We start from the raw sequence: 20,745 nt of genomic DNA, 5'->3' as shown, positions 1-20,745 counted from the left end.
CGCGAAATTTTTGTTAAATAAAATTTCGGGAAATAGTGGTTTTATCTTTTAGGGATAAAAAGACACTCTAGACACCGTAGAACCTAATCTCAACTTGAGTTTTTCATCTTAATGAACAGGTTATCCCGAAATATGTTAAATATATCCGGATAATTAACAAAAACTCGGAATTCAGTCGCGTTTTTGTTAGATAAAAAAATATAATTAACAAAAGTGAGGGTGGCGAGACGAAATCTGTCAATTATATCCGAATATCTAACAGAATCGCGAAATTTTTGTTAAATAAAATTTCGGGAAGCAGCTTTATTACTCCTTTGGGATAAAACGACACTTTAAACCTTCCGAAATTCAAATCACCGAGGTTTTTCATCTTAATTAACAAAAAATTGTTGAATGTGTTAAATATATCCGGATAATTAACAAAAACTTGGGATTCAGTGCTGTTTTTGTTAGATAAAAAAATATAATTAACAAAAGTGAGGGTGGCGAGACGAAATCTGTCAATTATATCCGAATATCTAACAAAATCGCGAAATTTTTGTTAAATAAAATTTTAGGGAATGGTGTTATCGCTATTTTGGGATACAACAACACTTTCTGACTCCTCGAATTCAGATCTCACCGAGGTTTTTCATCTTAATTAACAAAAAACGTCTCAGCGACCTGAAATTTGATTATTATAATTCCGAGAAAAAACTAAGACTCTTCAGAAATAAAAACACATCAAAACTCCAACGAAAATCACCAAGTTACCTACCAGTTCTTCATCATTTACCTGATTTTTATTCTCAATTCTAAAATTCGATTATCACAATGTATAATACTACAAATGTCCGTTATTTTACGTTATACTAAAGTCATTATGGTCATGGGAAACTTTGACTATAGTTTAGAACTATTATAAACTATTATATGGAAAATAAATTCTATCTAATTGGAGGATTATCGGATGACTTCTGTTTTAGAAATTAAAGACTTACATGTCGAAATTGATGGCAAGAAAATACTTAAAGGTTTAAATCTTACACTTAAACAAGGTGAGATTCACGCTGTAATGGGACCTAACGGTACGGGTAAATCTACACTCGCTCAAGCGATTATGGGACACCCTGCATACGATGTAACGCAAGGTGAAGTTTTACTTGATGGTGAGAACGTACTGGAAATGGAAGTTGACGAGCGTGCGCACGCTGGTTTATTCCTAGCGATGCAGTATCCGTCAGAAATTTCGGGTGTAACAAACTCAGATTTCTTACGTTCAGCTATTAACTCAAGCCGTGAAGAGGGCGACGAGATTAACTTAATGCAATTTATTAAAAAACTAGATAAAAACATGGATTTCTTAGAAATGGATCCAGATATGGCAACGCGTTACTTAAACGAAGGGTTCTCTGGTGGGGAGAAAAAACGTAACGAAATTTTACAACTCATGATGTTAGAACCTAAATTCGCAATCTTAGACGAGATTGACTCTGGTCTAGATATCGACGCGTTACAAGTTGTTTCTAAAGGTATTAACGAACTGCGTGGACCTAGCTTCGGTTCATTAATTATCACGCACTATCAACGCTTATTAAACTACATCGAACCTGACTTCGTACACGTAATGATGCAAGGTAGAGTAGTAAAATCAGGCGGAAAAGAACTTGCAGAACGTCTTGAGAACGAAGGTTACGAGTGGATTAAACAAGAACTCGGAATTGAAGACGAAACAGTAGACGCAGTAGAATAATATCAGGAGGAACTGTAATGGCTAACGAATTCGTTTTAGATAAAGAAAAAGTCTTAAACGACGCAGAACAAAATGGTGTGACAGAGTTCTTTACAAATAAAAGAAAAGAAGCACTAGATTTAATCGATCGTTTAGACATGATAAAACCAGACAAAACACGTATTTATAACTGGGACTTTTTTACAGTTGAACAACCTTTTACGGAAAGTTCAACGTTTGATTCAATTTCTGATTTACCTGAAAAGGTAAAAGAAGTTGTAGAAGTAGAGAATGTAGAAAACTTATACGTGCAACACAATAACACGAAAGCATTTGTAGAATTATCTGAGTCATTAAAGTCTCAAGGTGTTATTGTTGAAGATATATTTACAGCATCAGAAAATCATAAAGACTTAGTTGAAAAGTACTTTATGACTGAAGGTGTAACTGTCGATGAAAACAAACTGACAGCTTACCACCAAGCGATGTTAAACGGTGGGGTCTTCATCTACGTACCGAAAAACGTAAAAGTTGAAGCGCCAATTCAAGTCGTATTTTACCACGATGATGAAAATGCATCGTTATATAACCACGTCTTACTCGTTGGAGATGAAGGTTCTGAAGTAACTTATGTAGAAAACTATGTCACGAACTTAGAATCAGCGAATGGACAGTTAAACGTTGTAAGTGAAGTGCTTGCAAAAGATAACGCAAAAATTAACTACGGTGCAGTAGACTTCTTAGCAAAAGATCTTACAGGATATGTCGTACGTCGCGGTGTAACAAGTCGTGATGCTGAAATCGACTGGGCACTCGGTCTAATGAGTGACTCAAACGTCATTTACGATAACACGACGTACTTAAACGGTGATAACTCAGAATCAGAAGTTAAAATCGTTACAATTGGTCGTGGACAACAAATCTTAAACTTCACGACAGAAGTTATTCACTACGGTAAAAATACGTACGGAAACATCTTAAAACACGGTGTAATGAAAGAGAACGCAAACAGCGTATTTAACGGGATTGGTCACATCAAAAAAGGTGCGACGAACTCCAACGCTCAACAAGAATCTCGCGTATTAATGCTTGACGGTAAAGCGCGTGGTGACGCGAACCCAATTCTATTAATCGACGAAGATGAAGTGGAAGCAGGACACGCAGCATCAGCTGGTCGTGTGGATGAACTACAACTCTTCTACTTAATGAGTAGAGGGCTTAAGCGTGAAGAAGCAGAACGCTTAGTTATCCACGGATTCTTAGCACCAGTTGTTGTTAGCTTACCGATTGAAAGTGTTAAAAACTTACTCGTAGAAGTGATTGAAGATAAAATTTTACACTAATAATACTAGGAGGCTTCCACATTGGACATTAACAAAATAAGACAAGACTTTAAGGTCCTTGACGAAACAGTTAATGGGAATGCACTTACGTACTTAGACACCTCAGCTACAAGCTTAACGCCAAAAAGCGTCGTGGATAAGACGAATGACTATTACTTTAAATATAACGCAAACGTACACCGAGGGGTCCATACTCTCGGTTCGCTTGCGACTGATGCATATGAATCTGCGCGTATGAAAGTACGTAAATTCATAAATGCAAAACGATTTGAAGAAATCATTTATACACGTGGGACAACAGCAGCACTCAACTTAGTCGCACGTTCACTTGGTGATTTTGCTGTTGAAGCGGGCGACGAAATCGTCGTAACAGAAATGGAACACCATGCAAATATCGTACCTTGGCAACAACTTGCAAAACGTAAAGGTGCAAAACTCGTGTTTATTCCGCTAGAGTCTGACGGGACGATTACGCTAGAAAGCGTTAAAAGTGTCATGTCAGATAAAACAAAAATCGTTGCGATTACACACGTTTCAAACGTACTCGGTACAGTAAACGATATTAAATCTATCGCAAAAATTGCACATGAACACGATGCATATATCGTTGTAGACGGTGCACAAGCTGTACCTCATATGACTGTAGACGTCCAAGATTTAGACGTTGATTTCTATGCATTTAGTGCACATAAAATGCTTGGTCCAACAGGTGTGGGTGTACTATATGGTAAAGCAGAAATCTTAGATCAGTTAGAACCGGTAGAATACGGTGGAGATATGATTGATTACGTTTATAAAGAAGACGCAACATGGACAGATTTACCAGTGAAGTTTGAAGCAGGCACACCAATGATTGCTGAAGCAATTGGGCTCGGTGCGGCAATCGACTATTTACTCGAAGTCGGTATGGATAACATCCACGAATACGAACAAGAACTTGTAAATTATGCTTACGAAGAAATGCAGAAAATTGACGGTATTACCATTTATGGACCGAAAGAACGCGCAGGGTTAATTACATTTAACCTTGACGGAGTTCACCCACACGATTTAGCAACAGCGCTTGATCAAGAGGGTATCGCTGTTCGTGCAGGACATCACTGTGCACAACCATTAATGAAATGGTTAGACACAAATTCAACAGCACGTGCAAGTTTCTATATTTATAATACTAAAGATGAAATAGACACATTCATTCGAGGCTTAGAGCGTACGAAGGAGTTTTTCTCATATGAATTTTAGTAATTTAGAACAGCTATACCGTTCAGTCATTATGGACCATTATAAACATCCGCGTAACAAAGGCGAATTAGATAGTGGAACGATTACTATTGATATGAACAACCCAACATGTGGAGATGAAATTCGACTCATGTTAGAAGTAAAAGACAATATAATCGACGACGTTCGTTTCGAAGGACATGGCTGCTCGATTTCGATGGCAAGCGCATCGATGATGACAGAAGCTGTTAAAGGTAAAAATGTAGAGTGTGCGTTAGAAATGGCAGATGAGTTTAGTAAGATGATGCTCGGAGAAGAGTACACAATCACAGACGATATGGGCGACATTGAAGCATTATCCGGCGTCAGCCAATTCCCTGCAAGAATTAAATGTGCGACTCTATCTTGGAAAGCACTTGAAAAAGGTGTAAAAGAAGAATAACCGTACGGAATATGATTAGGAGTGAATCGTTATGGCAATGAGAAAAGCGCCAGATATTGGTGAATATAAATATGGTTTCCGCGATGAAGACGTCTCGATTTTCCGTTCAGAACGCGGGTTAACAGAAGAAATTGTTAGAGAGATTTCAAAGATGAAAGAAGAGCCAGAGTGGATGTTAGACTTCCGTCTAAAATCACTTGAGCAGTTCTATAGTAAGCCGATGCCAACATGGGGTGGAGACTTATCAGAACTTAACTTCGACGAAATTCGTTATTACGTAAAACCTTCAGAGCGTTCAGAACGTTCTTGGGATGAAGTACCTGAAGAAATCAAACGTACGTTTGATCGCTTAGGTATTCCTGAAGCAGAGCAAAAATACTTAGCAGGTGTATCTGCACAGTATGAATCAGAAGTTGTTTATCACAACATGGAAAAAGAACTTGAAGAAAAAGGTGTCGTATTTAAAGATACTGACGCAGCACTTATAGAAAACGAAGAACTATTCAAAGAGTACTTCGCGACAGTTGTACCACCTTCAGACAACAAGTTCGCTGCATTAAACTCAGCAGTTTGGTCTGGTGGATCATTCATCTACGTACCACCTCACGTCAAATTAGATAGTCCGTTACAAGCATACTTCCGTATTAACTCAGAAAATATGGGACAGTTTGAGCGTACGTTAATTATTTGTGACGAAGGTTCATGGTTACACTACGTTGAAGGTTGTACTGCACCAGTTTACACAACAAACTCACTGCACGCAGCAGTTGTTGAAATTATCGTTAAGCCTAATGCATACTGCCGTTACACGACGATTCAAAACTGGGCAAACAACGTGTACAACTTAGTTACAAAACGTACATTTGCTGAAGAAAATGCAACGATGGAATGGGTAGACGGTAACATCGGATCTAAGATTACGATGAAATACCCGGCGATTTACCTTAAAGGTGAAGGCGCAAGAGGTATGACAATGTCTATCGCACTTGCAGGTAAAGGACAACTACAAGATGCAGGGTCTAAGATGTTACACTTAGCACCGAACACTTCATCGTCTATCGTATCGAAATCGATCGCACAACACGGTGGTAAAGTAACATACCGTGGACTTGTACACTTTGGACGTAGAGCGGACAACGCAAAATCTACAATCGAGTGTGACACGTTAATTATGGATAAGCAATCGACGTCAGATACAATTCCATACAACGAAGTCTACAACAACAACATTTCTTTAGAGCACGAAGCGCGTGTATCTAAAGTATCAGAAGAACAATTATTCTACCTTATGAGTAGAGGTATCGGTGAAATCGAAGCGACAGAAATGATCGTCATGGGCTTCATCGAACCTTTCACAAAAGAATTACCAATGGAATACGCAGTAGAAATGAACCGCCTCATCAGTTACGAGATGGAAGGTTCAATCGGATAATTTCTAACTTAAACCGTCGCATGAAAGTGCGGCGGTTTTTTTATCTTATTATATTTTGTGTTCTAATACTAAAGGATGATTTTTTCACATTAAATTGACGTGTATACAAAATTAATGATAATCTCAAATTATAAAAGAAATAGGGGGGATTTAAATGGGTCAAACATGGCTTAAACTTGCAGTACTATACTTAGTTTTCGGGATTTCTGTCGGACTATTTATGTCTTACACGATTCAATTAAACTGGGCTGCAGGACACGCACACGTTAACGTCGTTGGATGGTTAACAACACTAGGTATTGGGGCAGTATTATGTATTTACCCACACTTAGCAAAAAATGGATTAGGGAAAGCAACGTTCTGGTTATATCATATCGGAGTTCCGCTGTTCCTATTCAGTACGTTTTACGTACAAATTGATGCAAAAACAGCACACATCTTCACATTTATCGGTGGACCAATGTTCTTACTTGCAATTATTCTTTTCGGAGTCAATTTATTCCTTAACTTAAATGAAAATACGAGTGATCTGAAACACTAAGATAGCCGTAAATATTTATTTTTGTTATATTATGATAGCGTTTTATTGTAAAAAAGAGCTATAAAAATTTAACTCAAACCCTGTTTTAATGATTTCAAATTTCTAAGAAATTCCATTACAATGTGAGATAACTATATTGTAGAGGTGAAGGACATGAAATTATTATTAACAGGGTTTGTTCCATTTTTAAATCATAAAATTAACCCGACAGAAGAAATTGTGAAAGCATTGGACAGTGAAACGATTAATGGGTACACGATTGAAACAAGAGTGTTACCCGTCGACTTTAACGAGTCCGAAAAAGAGTTATTAAAAGAAATAAATGAACGAAAGCCTGACGCGGTAATTATGCTCGGTCTCGCAGCTGGACGTAGTAAAATTACTCCAGAAAGAATTGCAATTAACGTAAAAGACGGCGCGAAAGACAACTCAGGATTCGCACCAGTTGACCAACCGATTGTCGAAGACGGTCCGGATGGATTATTTTCAACACTTCCGATCCGCAAGATGGTAGATGCGTTAAATGAGTCGTATTTACCTGCAAAAATCTCTAATACGGCAGGCACATATTTATGTAACAACATGATGTACGTCGCACTACACGAAGCGAGCCGTGCGAATGACTCATTTAAAGCCGGATTCATACATCTACCAGCATCGCACGAACTTGCAATCGAGAATCCCGCATTACCAAGCATGTCGCTAGACGACCTTAAACGCGCGGTTAGAATTTGTATAGAGGCGTTGTAAGCGGTGGGGATTCGTGCCGGTTTTTCATCTTTATTAACAAAAAAACGTTGAAAGTGTTAAATATATTAGGATAATTAACAAAAACGCAGAATCTCGCACCGTTTTTGTTAGATAAAAAGATATAATTAACAAAAACCGGCTCGACGACCCGAAATTTGTTAAATATATCCGGATATCTAACAGAATCCCGAAATTTTTGTTAAATATAATTTTGAGAAATGGTGTTTAAGCTGTTTTAGGATAAAAAGACACAATCAGCCTGCGAAAACAAACTCAAAACCAGGTTTTTCTTCTTTTATTAACAAAAAAACGTTGAAAGTGTTAAATATATTAGGATAATTAACAAAAACGCAGAATCTCGCACCGTTTTTGTTAGATAAAAAGATATAATTAACAAAAACCGGCTCGACGACCCGAAATTTGTTAAATATATCCGGATATCTAACAAAATCCCGAAATTTTTGTTAAATATAATTTTGAAAAGTGGTGTTTAAGCTTTTTTAGGATAAAAAGACACTCTCTAGCCTGCACAATCAAACTCACCATCAGGTTTTTCATCCTTAACACCAAAAAAGCGAACGTCCCGATCAATAAATCAGGCGTTCGCTTCTTTTTTTGATTGTTTTGATGATGCGATTGTATTGAACACTGTGATTCCAAGTATGAGTGCGATTCCGACGACTTGGAATAGTTCTAATACGTCGCCAAGTACGATAACTGTCGTTAACACGGCCATCACGGGTTCGAGTAGTCCGAGAATTCCCGCTTCTTGTGAAGTGATATATTTTAAACTTCCGATATAGAGTAAGAATGCGAGTGTCGTTCCGATTAATATCGAGAATAGTAATATACTAACCTCAAATGCCGACCAGTCGTAACCAAAATCTAATGACCAAATCGGCGTTTTAAAGTTTAATAGTATTCCACCGACGAGCATCGATCCTCCGACGAGTTCTAATGGGTGCATTCTAAGTAGTAAGTATCCTGCGTGTATTGTGTAGTACGCAAGCGCGACACCAGATAAAATACCCCAAAACAACGCGAGTGGTGATACGATTAGTTGAGTGAGATTACCATTTGTAGCGATTAAAATGACTCCGATAATCATAAAGAGAATGACGAGTGCTTCTTTGTAAGTAAATTTTATATATTTCTTAAAAACGTAATATAAAATAATATAAATCGGTCCGGTACATTGTAGCACTGTCGCAATCGCAGCGTTCCCGTATCCAATCGTTGCTGTAAACGAATATTGAACGAGCGTCATACCGAAAATACTATATATAACGAAGCGAGTGACTAAATATTTGTCCCACACCGTCGTACTCTTCTTTTTAAAAACAATTAAAAAGAATAAAACGAGTATAACACCGCTGATTAAAAGCCGCGCGGTCACGTACCAGTCGACATTCACCGGTGTGTTTCTAAATAGCCAATCGGTTGCGGTACCACCGATTCCCCAAAGGCTTGCGCCGAGTATAACAGAGATTAGTCCAAACACTCTTTTATCAGAAGCCATCGTATCACCATCTTTCATATTGATATACTATTGTAATCAATATAATTATGGAATACTAGACACATTTTTCTTATTACTGTCTCTTAATGACTTATAGTATTTAAATAAAAAGTTTTGAGATGGTTTTTCTACTACATATAAAATACAATGCGCGAGTAACACTGAAATGATGACTGGAATTATTATCCATATTTCATGTGTTAAACCGTAATCTTCCATGACGTGAATGAGCGCATAACCGATATTTTGGTGAATTAAATATAACGGGTACGAAATACTTCCTAAGTAAAGAAGCACTTTATTATTTAAAATCTTCAATTTATCGTTTAAAACTAAGGCGAAAATCGATATAAAACTCACTGTAAATAATCCATTCACGACACCTTCGAAGATAAAGTCATACATAACGGCTACGATAATGACAGCACCGTACTTCAACTGCATACCCTTAATCCAAATCTCGTGCAACATAATCCCAATGACAAATAACTGAATATAGTTTGCTGTAGAAAATCTCTCAACAAATTGTGCATAGTCAGTACTCATAATTAGGCTGTATACTTGAATTACAATACCTACACTGAGCATCGTCACAACTACGGGCATGACTTTTTCTTTATCAATAAGTATGATGAGCGCCATCATTATATAAAACGTAAATTCGACGCGAAGGGACCAGTATGATCCGTCGATATTACGAATGCCTATAAATTCTTGAACCATCGTCATATTTACAAACATTTCTTGAATCGTTCGTTGAATGTCAATTGACGATGCGCTTAATACGATAAAAGTAATGACTACAGCTGCAATGTATGCCGGATACAAACGGAACGCTCGTTTAATTAAAAAATCACTTGCAGATCGTCCGCGACTAACTGACATAAAAATCACAAAGCCACTGATGATGAAAAATAGCTGTACACCGTAGTGCCCGAAACTAAATAATTCAGTATTATAATCACTTGCTACGTGTCCAAATCGTCTGTCATAGTGAAATGTATAATGATATAACACGACGAGAAGAGCAGCGATTCCTCGTAGTGCGTCAATTTCAGTAATGCGTTTTTTATTCATACAATCATCCTATTTTTAAGGTTGTATTTCCATTAGCCGTATAATCGACACGATAAACGTTTCAGAAAATATTTAATAATTGTAAACGCATCGTAATATGTGATGTTTAAAAATCTCCAAAAAAGGAATAGTATAAAAAAACAGTAAAGAGGGGATATTATGGCAAACAATTTAACAGAGTGGTACGACAAAGCGTTATCAGCTGAAGAGATGCGTCAACAGTTTACGGATTTAAAAGAAGGATTCGATAATATTTACGATAATTTTAGCGTAAAAGAAGATGAGCATAAAGACGAGTTACAAGAAAAGAACTTTAAAGTGCTCGGTATTATCGAGCCGTGGTGTGCGCATTGTATGTTAAATACACCAATTTTACTTCGACTCGCTGAAGCGTATGACTTTGAAGCGAAGTTTGTATTAAGAGATGAAAACCTCGATCTCATGGAGCAATATCAAACAAACGGTAAAAACATCATTCCAATTTACGTTGTTTTAGATGAAAATAATAATGAGATTGGAAAATGGGGACCATTTGCACCAGAAGTGAAGAAAGCTTCAGACGAAGCGAAAAAGCATATCCCAAGTAAAGATGACCCAACTTACGATGAGAAGTTTAAAAAGGTCATCGGTGAACTTAGAGAACAGTTTAAATCTGATGAGGCGCTATGGGAAGCGGCATATAAAGATATTCAAAAAACATTATTAGACGCTTAAAATAAACGAAGTCAGATTCTTATTCAAGAATCTGACTTTTTTCATTTCGTATCGTCTTGTATGCCTAAAAATTGAAGTTTTTCGTTAAATAAAAATGGATAAGATAAAAATCCAACTAAAATTGAAGATAGTGCAGCTGCGTTTAATATAAGAAACAGAATGAGTAATTGATACATCACTGCTTCCATCGGGTCTCCTCCACCGATAATTAACCCACTCATCATACCTGGGAGTTGCACAAGACCAACAGTTTTTTGAGATTCAATCGTCGGAATCATACTCGTTTTAATTGCGGATTTTAACGTGTGGTGAACCGCTTCTTTCGGTGTCCCACCAAAAGATAAAATTAACTCGATTGTTTCTTCGTTATGACTGAGTTCAGATTTAAATCGGTCTAAAAATAATAAAGATAAAACCATACAGTTTCCGATAATCATTCCGGAAATTGGGATGACGTATTGTGCTTCGAACGGGATGATTTTAAATAATAGTAACGTCCCCATTGAAAATAGTTCGACAAACACAAGTGTCGCGATAATAATGATTTTGATATGCGGAATACCTTTACCTTTTTTAACGATATTTTGACTCGCTGCTGCGATAATTAAAACAATCATTAACAACATAAAAATCGTACTCTTACTATCGAACACGAATTGTAAAATATACCCGATAATAATTAGCTGGATTGTCGCTCGTATTGAAGCAATAATAATATCCTTTTCTAGACCGAGCTTTAAAACGACAGCGAGTATAATAGGGATGATTACAAACACTAATGCGAGCGCTAAACTTGTAAACGACATTTAAAATTCCCCCTCTAAAAATTGTTTTAAAGCATCAGTTTTAGGATGAGCGAACTGTTCAATTGGTCCAAACTCAATTAACTCGCCCTTTCTTAAATACCAAAAGTCATCGGACACACGCTTTGCTTGTGAGAGATCATGCGTCACCCAAATAATTGTTAAATCAAACTCTTTTTGATTTTTTACGATTAGTCGTTCGATTTCTCGAGCGACAGTCACATCGACACTCGCCGTGATTTCATCGAGAAGTAAGATATCAGGATTATTTACGAGCGTACGTGCTAGTGCGACACGACTCTTTTCACCACCAGATAATTTACGAACGGGTCGGTCGATGAAGTCTTTTGTTAAATCGACTATTTCTAGAAATTCAATTGCTTCATCTTTAGAAAATGCCTCGTTAAATAAATCTTTTGGAAATTTTAAGTTGTCATATACAGTGCCTTCAAGCATGGGTGACGACTGAAATGCAAATCCAATATTACGTCGTAACTTAATAATATCCATTGCTTTAATGTTTTCTTCTCCAATATATATGTCGCCATTAGTTGGAGATAAAAGACCGTTAATATGTTTTAATGTCGTTGATTTCCCAGCGCCACTTGGTCCGATTAATGCTGTAATACGATTCTTTTTAAACGTTCCGGAAATGTTTTTTAAAATATGTTTATGAGATACGTCTTTAAACGAAATAGACATCATCATTCTCCTTTAGTTTCTATTTTCAAATAAAAATAGTTTCTGTGGTAAAATAAATCTAGGTGATACTATGATTTATATCGGATTAACTGGATGGGGCGATCACGATTCACTTTATACTGATGTCACAAAAGTGAATCAAAAACTTGAGACATACGCCGGTACATTGCCAGTCGTTGAAGTCGATTCGACATATTATGCAATATTACAACAATCGACGATTGAAAAGTGGTGCCGTGAAACACCAGAAGATTTTAAGTTTATCGTCAAAACACACCAGTTTATGACAGGTCATGGTGACTTTAGAACATCTTATTCAAACATAAATGAATTATATAAAGACTATAAAGAAATGTTACAACCTATGGTGAATCATGGCAAACTTGCTTATATATTAATGCAGTTTCCACCTTGGTATGAATGCAATGAGAAAAACATTAACTACGTTCGACTCGCTAAAAAGATGCTTCACCCGTTAAAAGTTGCGGTTGAATTTCGTCATGCGTCTTGGTTTACTGATGACAAAAAAGAACAAACGCTACAATTTCTCCACGACAATCGTCTTATCCATACGATTGTCGATGCCCCTCAAATTGGTGAGGGGACGGTTCCATTTGTCAGTCGTGTGACTGATGATATCGGGTTTATTCGTCTTCACGGTAGAAATGCACACGGATGGATGCAGATGAACCGAACGAGAGAAGAGTGGCGAAATGTGCGTTACTTATATAATTATAACCGAGAAGAACTTGAAGCACTGAAAAAACATATAGAAATTTTATCGTTTAAAACAAAAGATATTTACGTTATTTTCAACAATAACTCTGGTGGACATGCTGCCGGGAACGCAGAAACCTTAATCGATATGCTCGGTATTAAATATAAAACTCTCGCTCCAAAACAACTCAAACTATTTTAAAGTAAAGGAGGATAATCATGATCTTAACAATAATTATATTAATATGTATCGGATTATTCTCCTCAATTTTAGGTGCACTCGTCGGAATGGGTGGTGGGGTCATCATCGTTCCAGCACTCGTATTTTTCGGTATTAAACTCGGTATGATCGAAGGTATGACGCCGCAACTTGCGATCGGAACGTCGAGTATGATTTTAGTCATTACGGGATTCTCTGCGATGGTTCAGTATAACAAAAGTAACCAAGTTGACAGATATAGCGGCTCTATTTTTTTAATCGGTCTCGTACCTGGTGCGTTCGTCGGATCATATGCGAGCGCGTCTTTAACTCTAGATTCATTTAATTTATACTTCGGATCATTTTTAATCATCATTAGTATTATACTGATGGTGCGAGATAAAATACCGCCTTTAAAAGTGTTTCAAAACCCTAAATACTTAAGACCGCATATCGATGCTGATGGGGTTGTTCATCAGTATGGATTCCCGGTATGGATTGCGGTAGCGATCACTTTCTTAGTTGGATTTACCACAGGGTTATTTGGAATCGGTGGGGGCGTACTGATGACGCCGTTAATGATTATCGTCTTTAGAATTCCACCGACGATTGCGATCGGAACGTCGATGATGTTAATATTCTTTTCGAGTTTTTCAAGTGCAATCGGGCACGCATTACAATCTCACGTTCAATATTTCTCGCTTATATTTTTAGCGGTGAGTTCGTATTTTGGAGCGAGAATTGGTGTAAAGTTAGCCAGTCGATTTACGAGCGATGGTTTAGTCAAAATACTTCGCACAGTGCTACTGTTAATCGGTTTATATTTAATTTTAGAAGCGATACTTTAAAGGAAAGTGTGTTGTTATGAAAAAGCAAATTCGCATTTACCATACGAATGATATCCATAGTCATTTTGATAATTATCATGCGATTGTCGAGTACATAAAACCGCGTAAAGATGAAAATACACTTTACGTTGATATCGGAGATCACGTCGATAGAAGTCATCCGTATACAGATGCAACGATTGGTAGAGGTAACGTCGAACGTCTAAATGACGCACTCTGTGACGTCGCAACGATCGGTAACAACGAAGGTATAACGTTAACTAAAAGTGAATTAAAAAATTTATATAATGAAGCGGATTTCGAAGTGATTTGTGCGAATCTTCGCGATGAACATGGGTTATTATTCCCACCGTACACGATTAAAAGAATCGGCGATATCCGTATTGGCTTTATTGCCGCAACTGTTGAGTTTACACCGTTTTATAAAGCACTCGCGTTAGATGTTGAAGGCGCGTTTTATTACATTAAAGAATACTTAAAAGAAATGAAACGTCACTGTGACGCCGTTGTGATGTTGTCACACTTAGGTAAATATGACGACGAGAGACTTGCAGAAGAATGTCCAGAAATTGATGTAATTATCGGTGGACATACGCATCACACACTCCCAGAAAATTATAAAGTAAACAAGACGACGTTAACTGCAGCCGGACGATTCGGAGAGTATTTCGGTTATGTCGATTTAGAATTTACGGATTATAATTTAACAGACGTTTCAACGCGTTTAATTGAAACGGATCTATTATCAAACCGCTACGACGAATTTTATGAAGTCGGAAAAGAGATGCTAAATACAACTGTAAAGCACGATGTACTAGCAATTGAACGGACACTATATACGATGAACTGGTTTACGTACACGTTATTACAGATGATTCAAAAGTATACACAGACTGACATTTCTATCATTCACGCAGGGTTAATCGCTGCAGAATTTAGAGGCGGGGAAATGACGAAATACCACGTTCATAAAGTATTACCCCATGCTATTAATCTAATTAAAGTAGAGATGACAGGGCGCGACTTAAAAGATATGTACTATACGGCAAGCGCTCAAGAATATAAAGATGAAATTATAAAAGGACTCGGTTTTAGAGGCGACGTGATGGGTGTGTTTTTAATTGATGGATTATCAGTCGTTGAAAGCAGACGTGAATTTTACGTGAACGGTGAACTAGTAGAAGATGAAAACATATATGAAGTTGGGACGCTCGACATGTATTCATTTGGTCGATTCTTCCCACACTTTAATTCGTTAAATAAGACGTATTACATTCCAGAATTTTTAAGAGATATCGTCGACATTTATAAAGATGATTTAATAATTTCAAAAGAATTTTGACTTTTTAAAACATAAAGTCTATAATGAAATGCAATTCGAAAATAAAGCAATTAAATACAAGTAGAGGTGCACATGACACTGGTAAAAGTTGGAGTAGCCATACTGTGAAGACTTTGAAGAGGGATTGTGCCGAAATGGTAAAGCTGGACACTTTGCTGTTGGGACTTCGTTTAATAGATGAAGTACTGTCATGATTATCATGGTGCGCTACATTTGTTAAACACAAGTGGAAAGCACTTGTGTTTTTTTGTTATATAAGATTAGGAGTAGATTTGAATGGATTTAATTTTAAACTGGACGTATATTTCACTTATCCCACCACTCATTACGTTAATACTCGTCCTATTTACGCGACGTGTAGATTTAAGTTTAGGTGTTGGGATCATTACTTCAGCAATTGTCATAACACAAGGTAACGTCGGAGAAATGGTTGCTAAGATTTGGCAAACGTTTATCGATTTAATTATCGAAGACGGCTGGTTAAATACGTGGAGTGCGTATATTTTAATCTTCTTAGCATTGCTTGGAATTATGAGTTCGTTTATGAGTATGTCAGGCGGAGCGAGAGCATTTACGAGCTACGCGATGACAAAAGTTAAAACGCGTACTGGAGCACTTTTATTAAGCGGTATACTCGGCATTATTATTTTTATTGATGACTATTTTAGTGCGATTATTACACCTCAAGTATCTAAGCCGTTAACGGACAAATATAAAGTATCACGCGCGAAACTTGCGTACGTTGTCGACACGACAGCATCCCCAATTGCAGTGATCATGCCAGTATCGAGCTGGGGTGCAACAATTATGGGGCTGACTGCGCCACTACTTATCGCAGCAGGACTCAGTCACATCACACCGTTCGAAGCGTTTTTATATATGATTCCACTAAACTTTTATAGTTTAAGTGCAATTATTTTAATGTTTATCGTCATCCTTACGAATTTTGATATATTCGGTATGAAACGTGAAGAGTCACGTGCTATAAACGACGGAATATTATACGATAAAAAGGTTGAAGACGATGAATTACAAGTCGCGTATCACTCATCTAAAAGCGCGTTAATTGTTCCACTTGTTGGTCTAGTAGCGGGTGTACTTATTGGAATGATTTACACAGGGATAAAAGAAAGTGGATCATTAAATCCAATCGTCATTCTCGAAAATAACTCGATTACGCATTCATTAATTTTTGGTGGTATCATCGGGGTTGTTTTATCGTTAATTTACTATTATAAATTCACTAGGCAAGATGAAAACTTCTCAAGTCGCGACACGTGGATTGGATTTAAAACAGGGCTTCAAGCGATGATTGGCCCGATTATCGTGTTAATACTTGCATGGATGACAGGTGAACTAATAAGTGAACTAGGGACTGGTGAATTACTCGGTCAAATGGTGAAAGATTCGAAAATTTCAGCAGCATTCCTACCGGCAATCGTGTTTGTCGTTGCATGTATCATGGCATTAACAACAGGTACATCTTGGGGATCATTTGGTATACTCGTTCCGATTGCAGGAAATATTATCATTACGTTAGAAGTACCTGAACTATTACTCGCATCAATCGCAGCAGTACTTGCGGGTGGTGTGTTCGGGGACCACTGTTCACCGATTTCAGATTCGACGATACTTTCAAGTACAGGATCTGGATCTGACCATATCGTCCACGTCATGACGCAAATACCATATGCAGTAATTGCAGCCGTTGTTTCATTAGTATCATTTGTAGTCGTTGGGTTTACAACTTCAACTGGATTAGGATTACTCGTGATGATCGGGTTATTCATCGCATTAACACTCGTTATTAAACTCGTGTATACACCGATTCAAGCTAAAAGATAATAGTGAAATTATTCACTTACGATATAAGTATACTCGCTCTTCAAAGTTGTGTTATTATAAAATCAAATACACCACAAAGGTAGGGATTCGAGTGGCAACAAAGAACGAGGAGATTTTAAGAAAACCTGAATGGCTTAAAATTAAATTAAATACAAATGAGAACTATATCGGTCTCAAAAAAATGATGCGTGCAGAAAATTTACATACAGTGTGTGAAGAGGCGCGTTGTCCAAACATCCACGAATGTTGGGCGGAGCGTCGTACAGCAACATTTATGATTTTAGGATCTGTATGTACGAGAGCGTGTCGTTTCTGTGCAATTAAAACTGGGCTTCCAAGTGAAGTAGACTGGGACGAGCCAAGACGTATTGCAGAATCAGTTCAAAAAATGGATTTAAAGCACTGTGTAATAACTACAGTTGCACGTGATGATTTACGTGACGGTGGTGCGAAAGTTTACGCTGAAACAATCCGTAAAGTACGTGAAGTGAACCCATATACGACAGTAGAAGTACTACCTTTTGATTTTAACGGTAACAAAGAAAACATTAAAATTTTAATGGATGCAAAACCAGACATTTTAAACCATAATATTGAGACGGTCGAACGTTTAACAAAGCGTGTACGTGCAAAAGCAACATACCGTCGTTCATTAGAAATGCTCAGATATTGTAAAGAGCTTCAACCGGATATCCCGACGAAATCATCGATCATGATTGGTCTCGGTGAGACGCATGAAGAAATTTTACAAACGATGGATGACCTTCTAGAGCACGGTGTTGATATTTTAACAATCGGTCAATATCTACAACCGACACGTAAACACTTAACAGTGAAAAAGTATTATACGCCGCTCGAGTTCGGTAAGCTACGTAAAATCGCAATGGAAAAAGGTTTTAAACATTGCCAAGCTGGACCGATGGTACGTTCAAGCTACCATGCTGATGAGCAAGTAAATGCAGCAGCACGTCGCCGTCAAGAAGAAGGAGACAGAATTCGTCAAGGTGAATAAAATAACGACAGTCGGTCACATGCATTTTGAACTGATCAAAGAGTACCGAGATGCATTTGACGAAGAGCAGTTTAAAGAAAAATATAGCGACGTTTTAAATAAATACGATTATATCGTCGGAGATATCGGTTATGAAAAACTACGTCTCGTCGGATTTTATAGAGACGATAAGAAAAAAGTAGAATTCGATAAGCGCTATAGTTTAATTCAAGATTATTTACTCGAGTATTGTAATTTTGGATGTGCGTATTTTATCTTACGCAAAATTACTAAAGAAGAACAAAAAGAACTCGGTTTAAAACCAGAAGAAAAGCCTTCAGAATAACATTTCTGAAGGCTTTTAATAATCCATGAACCAGCCGGGTGATATAATATCTTTTAAAAATTCGATGACTTCATCGGCTTGGTCATCAGAAAACTGAAGAGCGTGTGCAATATACCCCGGTTCGTTTAAGTCATCAGTACCAACGATACTGAACGTATTATTTTGCATATTTAACACTAAACTTTTCCCGAAGAATTTAGACGTTTGTATAATCGCAAGGTCATAACGCCCAAAGTCACCGGCAAAGCCGACGTATCGTGCGTTCGGTGTTTCATTATCATCGTATAAGTAATGTTTTAACATAGTTCCCTCCATAAAGGACTTTCTATTTATGATATTATAGATGTATTAGTAATTAAATTAAAGGAGTTTACTATGTTATTTGTAGACAAGAATTTAATATTAAAACGTTTAGACTACATTAAAGGGTTAACAGAAGAGATTGACACGGATAATTCACTCGCATTAGAGCGCGTGTGTGAGATGTTAATTGAAGCGTCTGTCGACGTTGGAAACATGATTATCGATGGATTTGTGTTACGCGATCCAGGAAACTATTTAGACGTAATGGATATTATGAAAACAGAAGGTGTAATTCCAGAAGACGATTTTACAAAATTTGAAGAAACGTTTAAATTTAGAAATATTCTCGTACGTGAATATGAAGACGTGGACCATGAGGCAATGAGAAAAGTATTTAGGGATAATTTATCTGCATATGCCAACTTTAAAGAAAACGTCTTACATTTCTTTGAAACAGATCCTCAAGCAGTGACCGCTTTTATGGGGGATCAACATGTATAAAGGTTATTTAATCGACTTAGACGGTACGATGTTTAATGGAGACGAGCGTATCGAAGGGGCGGCAGATTTTATTCATCGTTTAAATGATGCTAAAATTCCGTATATGTTTGTGACGAATAGTGGTGCACGAACACCGGAAGAGACGCTTAAAAAGTTTAAGTCACATGGCATCGAGACATCCATTGAACATATTTACACGTCAGCACTCGCTGCTGTCGACTACGTAAAAGAAAATGATAAAACAAATATTTACGCCGTTGGATCAGATTCATTTAAAGAAACTTTAATGAACAATGAGTTAACACTTGTTGATTATCATGCAGATGCTGTATTATTCTCATATGACACTCATATCAATTATGAAAAGTACGTGAACGCTGTGCAAAACGTGTTAGAAGGTGCAGAGTTAATTTTAACGAATCCAGATAAAGTGATTCGTCATAAAGATAAGTTTATACCGGGCAACGGATCCCTCGCTTCCGTCGTAATAAGCGCGACAGGAGTAGAGCCTATCGTTGTCGGGAAACCAAACGCATATATTTTACAAAAAGCACTTGAAAAAATCGGTGTCGATCAAAAAGGCGTCGCAATGATTGGTGATAATTACGACACAGATATCATGACAGGCATCCAAGGTAGTATTGACACGATTCACGTCAATACAGGAGTTCATCGTACTGAAGATGTCATGAAAAAAGAAGTGCCTCCAACTCATGCAGTAGAAAACTTACTAGATTGGGCACTTTAAAATTAAAGGAGATTTCTATGAAAACGAAAGATCTTGTACTTTGTGCAGTATTCGTTGCACTCGTAGCAATCAGTGCGATGATTACAATTCCAATCGGACCCGTTCCGATAACACTTCAAACGCCTATGGTCATTTTAACAGGCGCACTACTCGGTAGTCGTCTTGGGGTAATGACGATGGTCGTATACTTAATCGCTGGACTTATCGGGATTCCAGTATTTGCTGGTGGCTCTGGTGGATTCGGATCATTACTATCACCAAGTTTTGGTTTCGTCATCGGATTTATACCACTCGCATACTTTGCAGGACTCGGTAACCGTGAAGGACAGTCTGTACTAAAAGCAATACTTACAACAGCAGTTGGCATGGTGATCTTATTCACATTCGGATTCTTATACTTCTACTTCATCATGAACAACGTATTAGAATCACCAAAAGGACTCGCAGAATCAATCATGCTAACAGTTGCGCCTTTCATAGTGAAAGACTTAATCGTAACAGTTGTGACAGTGTTATTTGCACAAACACTCGTCAGACGTGGTATTACAGCGCACGCTTAAAAGATGAAACACTTCCTAGCTGATGTTAGGAAGTGTATTTTTATAGGTTTTTTTATCATTAATTAACAAAAAAATGGTGAAAGTGTTAAA

Annotated in this window: 22 protein-coding genes and 1 riboswitch; of the genes, 17 read left to right on the top strand and 5 right to left on the bottom strand. The window is 37.3% G+C overall.

Annotated features, from left to right (window positions below; translation table 11 throughout):
• Nucleotides 1-949 precede the first annotated feature (949 nt).
• From sufC to pcp, 7 genes are all read left to right on the top strand, one after another.
• On the top strand, nucleotides 950-1,732 hold the full coding sequence (sufC, locus tag HMPREF2767_RS02305; RefSeq protein ID WP_068130826.1) for a Fe-S cluster assembly ATPase SufC: 783 nt from the start codon (nucleotides 950-952) through the stop codon (nucleotides 1,730-1,732).
• A gap of 17 nt (nucleotides 1,733-1,749) precedes the next feature.
• On the top strand, nucleotides 1,750-3,054 hold the full coding sequence (gene sufD / locus HMPREF2767_RS02300; RefSeq protein WP_070622478.1) for a Fe-S cluster assembly protein SufD: 1,305 nt from the start codon (nucleotides 1,750-1,752) through the stop codon (nucleotides 3,052-3,054).
• 21 nt (nucleotides 3,055-3,075) lie between these two features.
• Nucleotides 3,076-4,296: a cysteine desulfurase gene (locus HMPREF2767_RS02295; protein ID WP_070622477.1), complete on the top strand. Its 1,221-nt coding sequence runs from the start codon at nucleotides 3,076-3,078 to the stop codon at nucleotides 4,294-4,296.
• Nucleotides 4,286-4,717 carry a Fe-S cluster assembly sulfur transfer protein SufU gene (sufU, locus tag HMPREF2767_RS02290; RefSeq protein ID WP_070622476.1) on the top strand — a complete coding sequence of 144 codons (432 nt, stop codon included), beginning with the start codon at nucleotides 4,286-4,288 and terminating at the stop codon, nucleotides 4,715-4,717. The genes HMPREF2767_RS02295 and sufU overlap by 11 nt, the downstream gene beginning before the upstream one ends.
• Before the next feature lie 37 nt (nucleotides 4,718-4,754).
• Entirely contained in the window at nucleotides 4,755-6,149 is a 1,395-nt protein-coding gene (gene sufB / locus HMPREF2767_RS02285) for a Fe-S cluster assembly protein SufB (protein ID WP_070622530.1), read from the top strand.
• A 154-nt stretch (nucleotides 6,150-6,303) separates the two neighbouring features.
• Complete coding sequence (locus HMPREF2767_RS02280) at nucleotides 6,304-6,690, top strand: hypothetical protein (protein ID WP_068130814.1); 387 nt, start codon at nucleotides 6,304-6,306, stop codon at nucleotides 6,688-6,690.
• A 153-nt stretch (nucleotides 6,691-6,843) separates the two neighbouring features.
• Nucleotides 6,844-7,440: a pyroglutamyl-peptidase I gene (gene pcp / locus HMPREF2767_RS02275; RefSeq protein WP_070622475.1), complete on the top strand. Its 597-nt coding sequence runs from the start codon at nucleotides 6,844-6,846 to the stop codon at nucleotides 7,438-7,440.
• 595 nt (nucleotides 7,441-8,035) lie between these two features.
• Here pcp and HMPREF2767_RS02270 read toward each other — a convergent pair.
• The gene (locus tag HMPREF2767_RS02270) at nucleotides 8,036-8,959 is read right to left on the bottom strand and encodes a DMT family transporter (RefSeq protein WP_070622474.1); all 924 of its coding nucleotides are present in this window, start codon (nucleotides 8,957-8,959) and stop codon (nucleotides 8,036-8,038) included.
• Nucleotides 8,960-9,004: 45 nt separating this feature from the next.
• Nucleotides 9,005-10,036, bottom strand: coding sequence for an acyltransferase family protein (locus HMPREF2767_RS02265; RefSeq protein WP_070622473.1), 1,032 nt, complete (start codon nucleotides 10,034-10,036; stop codon nucleotides 9,005-9,007).
• Between the two features lie 159 nt (nucleotides 10,037-10,195).
• Here HMPREF2767_RS02265 and HMPREF2767_RS02260 point away from each other — a divergent pair, with 159 nt between their 5' ends.
• Nucleotides 10,196-10,750, top strand: coding sequence for a thioredoxin family protein (locus HMPREF2767_RS02260; protein WP_070622472.1), 555 nt, complete (start codon nucleotides 10,196-10,198; stop codon nucleotides 10,748-10,750).
• A 41-nt stretch (nucleotides 10,751-10,791) separates the two neighbouring features.
• Here HMPREF2767_RS02260 and fetB read toward each other — a convergent pair whose 3' ends face one another.
• Both fetB and HMPREF2767_RS02250 read right to left on the bottom strand, forming a co-directional pair.
• Nucleotides 10,792-11,556 carry an ABC transporter permease gene (fetB, locus tag HMPREF2767_RS02255; RefSeq protein WP_068130796.1) on the bottom strand — a complete coding sequence of 255 codons (765 nt, stop codon included), beginning with the start codon at nucleotides 11,554-11,556 and terminating at the stop codon, nucleotides 10,792-10,794.
• The gene (locus HMPREF2767_RS02250) at nucleotides 11,557-12,255 is read right to left on the bottom strand and encodes an ABC transporter ATP-binding protein (protein ID WP_246828758.1); all 699 of its coding nucleotides are present in this window, start codon (nucleotides 12,253-12,255) and stop codon (nucleotides 11,557-11,559) included.
• 70 nt (nucleotides 12,256-12,325) lie between these two features.
• On the opposite strand from HMPREF2767_RS02250, the gene HMPREF2767_RS02245 reads away from it, so the two are divergent.
• The 6 genes from HMPREF2767_RS02245 (at nucleotide 12,326) to HMPREF2767_RS02220 (ending at nucleotide 18,543) form a co-directional block, all read left to right on the top strand.
• Nucleotides 12,326-13,174 carry a DUF72 domain-containing protein gene (locus HMPREF2767_RS02245; protein WP_070622470.1) on the top strand — a complete coding sequence of 283 codons (849 nt, stop codon included), beginning with the start codon at nucleotides 12,326-12,328 and terminating at the stop codon, nucleotides 13,172-13,174.
• A 17-nt stretch (nucleotides 13,175-13,191) separates the two neighbouring features.
• The gene (locus HMPREF2767_RS02240) at nucleotides 13,192-14,019 is read left to right on the top strand and encodes a sulfite exporter TauE/SafE family protein (RefSeq protein ID WP_068130788.1); all 828 of its coding nucleotides are present in this window, start codon (nucleotides 13,192-13,194) and stop codon (nucleotides 14,017-14,019) included.
• A 16-nt stretch (nucleotides 14,020-14,035) separates the two neighbouring features.
• On the top strand, nucleotides 14,036-15,361 hold the full coding sequence (locus HMPREF2767_RS02235; RefSeq protein WP_070622469.1) for a bifunctional metallophosphatase/5'-nucleotidase: 1,326 nt from the start codon (nucleotides 14,036-14,038) through the stop codon (nucleotides 15,359-15,361).
• 53 nt (nucleotides 15,362-15,414) lie between these two features.
• Nucleotides 15,415-15,579, top strand: a riboswitch (Lysine riboswitch).
• Nucleotides 15,580-15,637: 58 nt separating this feature from the next.
• On the top strand, nucleotides 15,638-17,206 hold the full coding sequence (locus HMPREF2767_RS02230) for a Na+/H+ antiporter NhaC family protein (RefSeq protein ID WP_070622468.1): 1,569 nt from the start codon (nucleotides 15,638-15,640) through the stop codon (nucleotides 17,204-17,206).
• Between the two features lie 91 nt (nucleotides 17,207-17,297).
• The gene (lipA, locus tag HMPREF2767_RS02225) at nucleotides 17,298-18,218 is read left to right on the top strand and encodes a lipoyl synthase (protein WP_040929387.1); all 921 of its coding nucleotides are present in this window, start codon (nucleotides 17,298-17,300) and stop codon (nucleotides 18,216-18,218) included.
• A complete protein-coding gene (locus tag HMPREF2767_RS02220) occupies nucleotides 18,211-18,543 on the top strand; it encodes a YutD family protein (protein ID WP_371327355.1) in 333 nt (110 codons plus the stop codon). The genes lipA and HMPREF2767_RS02220 overlap by 8 nt, the downstream gene beginning before the upstream one ends.
• A 15-nt stretch (nucleotides 18,544-18,558) precedes the next feature.
• Here the strand turns inward: HMPREF2767_RS02220 and HMPREF2767_RS02215 are convergent, their stop codons facing one another.
• Nucleotides 18,559-18,846 (bottom strand): DUF3055 domain-containing protein, encoded by a 288-nt coding sequence (locus HMPREF2767_RS02215; protein ID WP_068130779.1) that lies wholly within the window; start codon nucleotides 18,844-18,846, stop codon nucleotides 18,559-18,561.
• A gap of 72 nt (nucleotides 18,847-18,918) precedes the next feature.
• Here HMPREF2767_RS02215 and HMPREF2767_RS02210 point away from each other — a divergent pair, with 72 nt between their 5' ends.
• The 3 genes from HMPREF2767_RS02210 to HMPREF2767_RS02200 are packed head-to-tail and all read left to right on the top strand — an operon-like array spanning nucleotide 18,919 to nucleotide 20,655.
• Nucleotides 18,919-19,347 carry a type VII toxin-antitoxin system HepT family RNase toxin gene (locus HMPREF2767_RS02210; RefSeq protein ID WP_070622467.1) on the top strand — a complete coding sequence of 143 codons (429 nt, stop codon included), beginning with the start codon at nucleotides 18,919-18,921 and terminating at the stop codon, nucleotides 19,345-19,347.
• Nucleotides 19,340-20,095, top strand: coding sequence for a TIGR01457 family HAD-type hydrolase (locus HMPREF2767_RS02205; RefSeq protein WP_070622466.1), 756 nt, complete (start codon nucleotides 19,340-19,342; stop codon nucleotides 20,093-20,095). Before HMPREF2767_RS02210 ends, HMPREF2767_RS02205 begins: the two co-directional genes overlap by 8 nt.
• 17 nt (nucleotides 20,096-20,112) lie before the next feature.
• A complete protein-coding gene (locus HMPREF2767_RS02200) occupies nucleotides 20,113-20,655 on the top strand; it encodes a biotin transporter BioY (RefSeq protein WP_068130770.1) in 543 nt (180 codons plus the stop codon).
• The last annotated feature ends 90 nt before the right edge of the window (nucleotides 20,656-20,745 follow it).

This window comes from Nosocomiicoccus sp. HMSC067E10 (assembly GCF_001810835.1).
GTDB lineage: Bacteria > Bacillota > Bacilli > Staphylococcales > Salinicoccaceae > Nosocomiicoccus > Nosocomiicoccus ampullae_A.
This window is presented reverse-complemented; position numbering and strand designations above follow the sequence as displayed.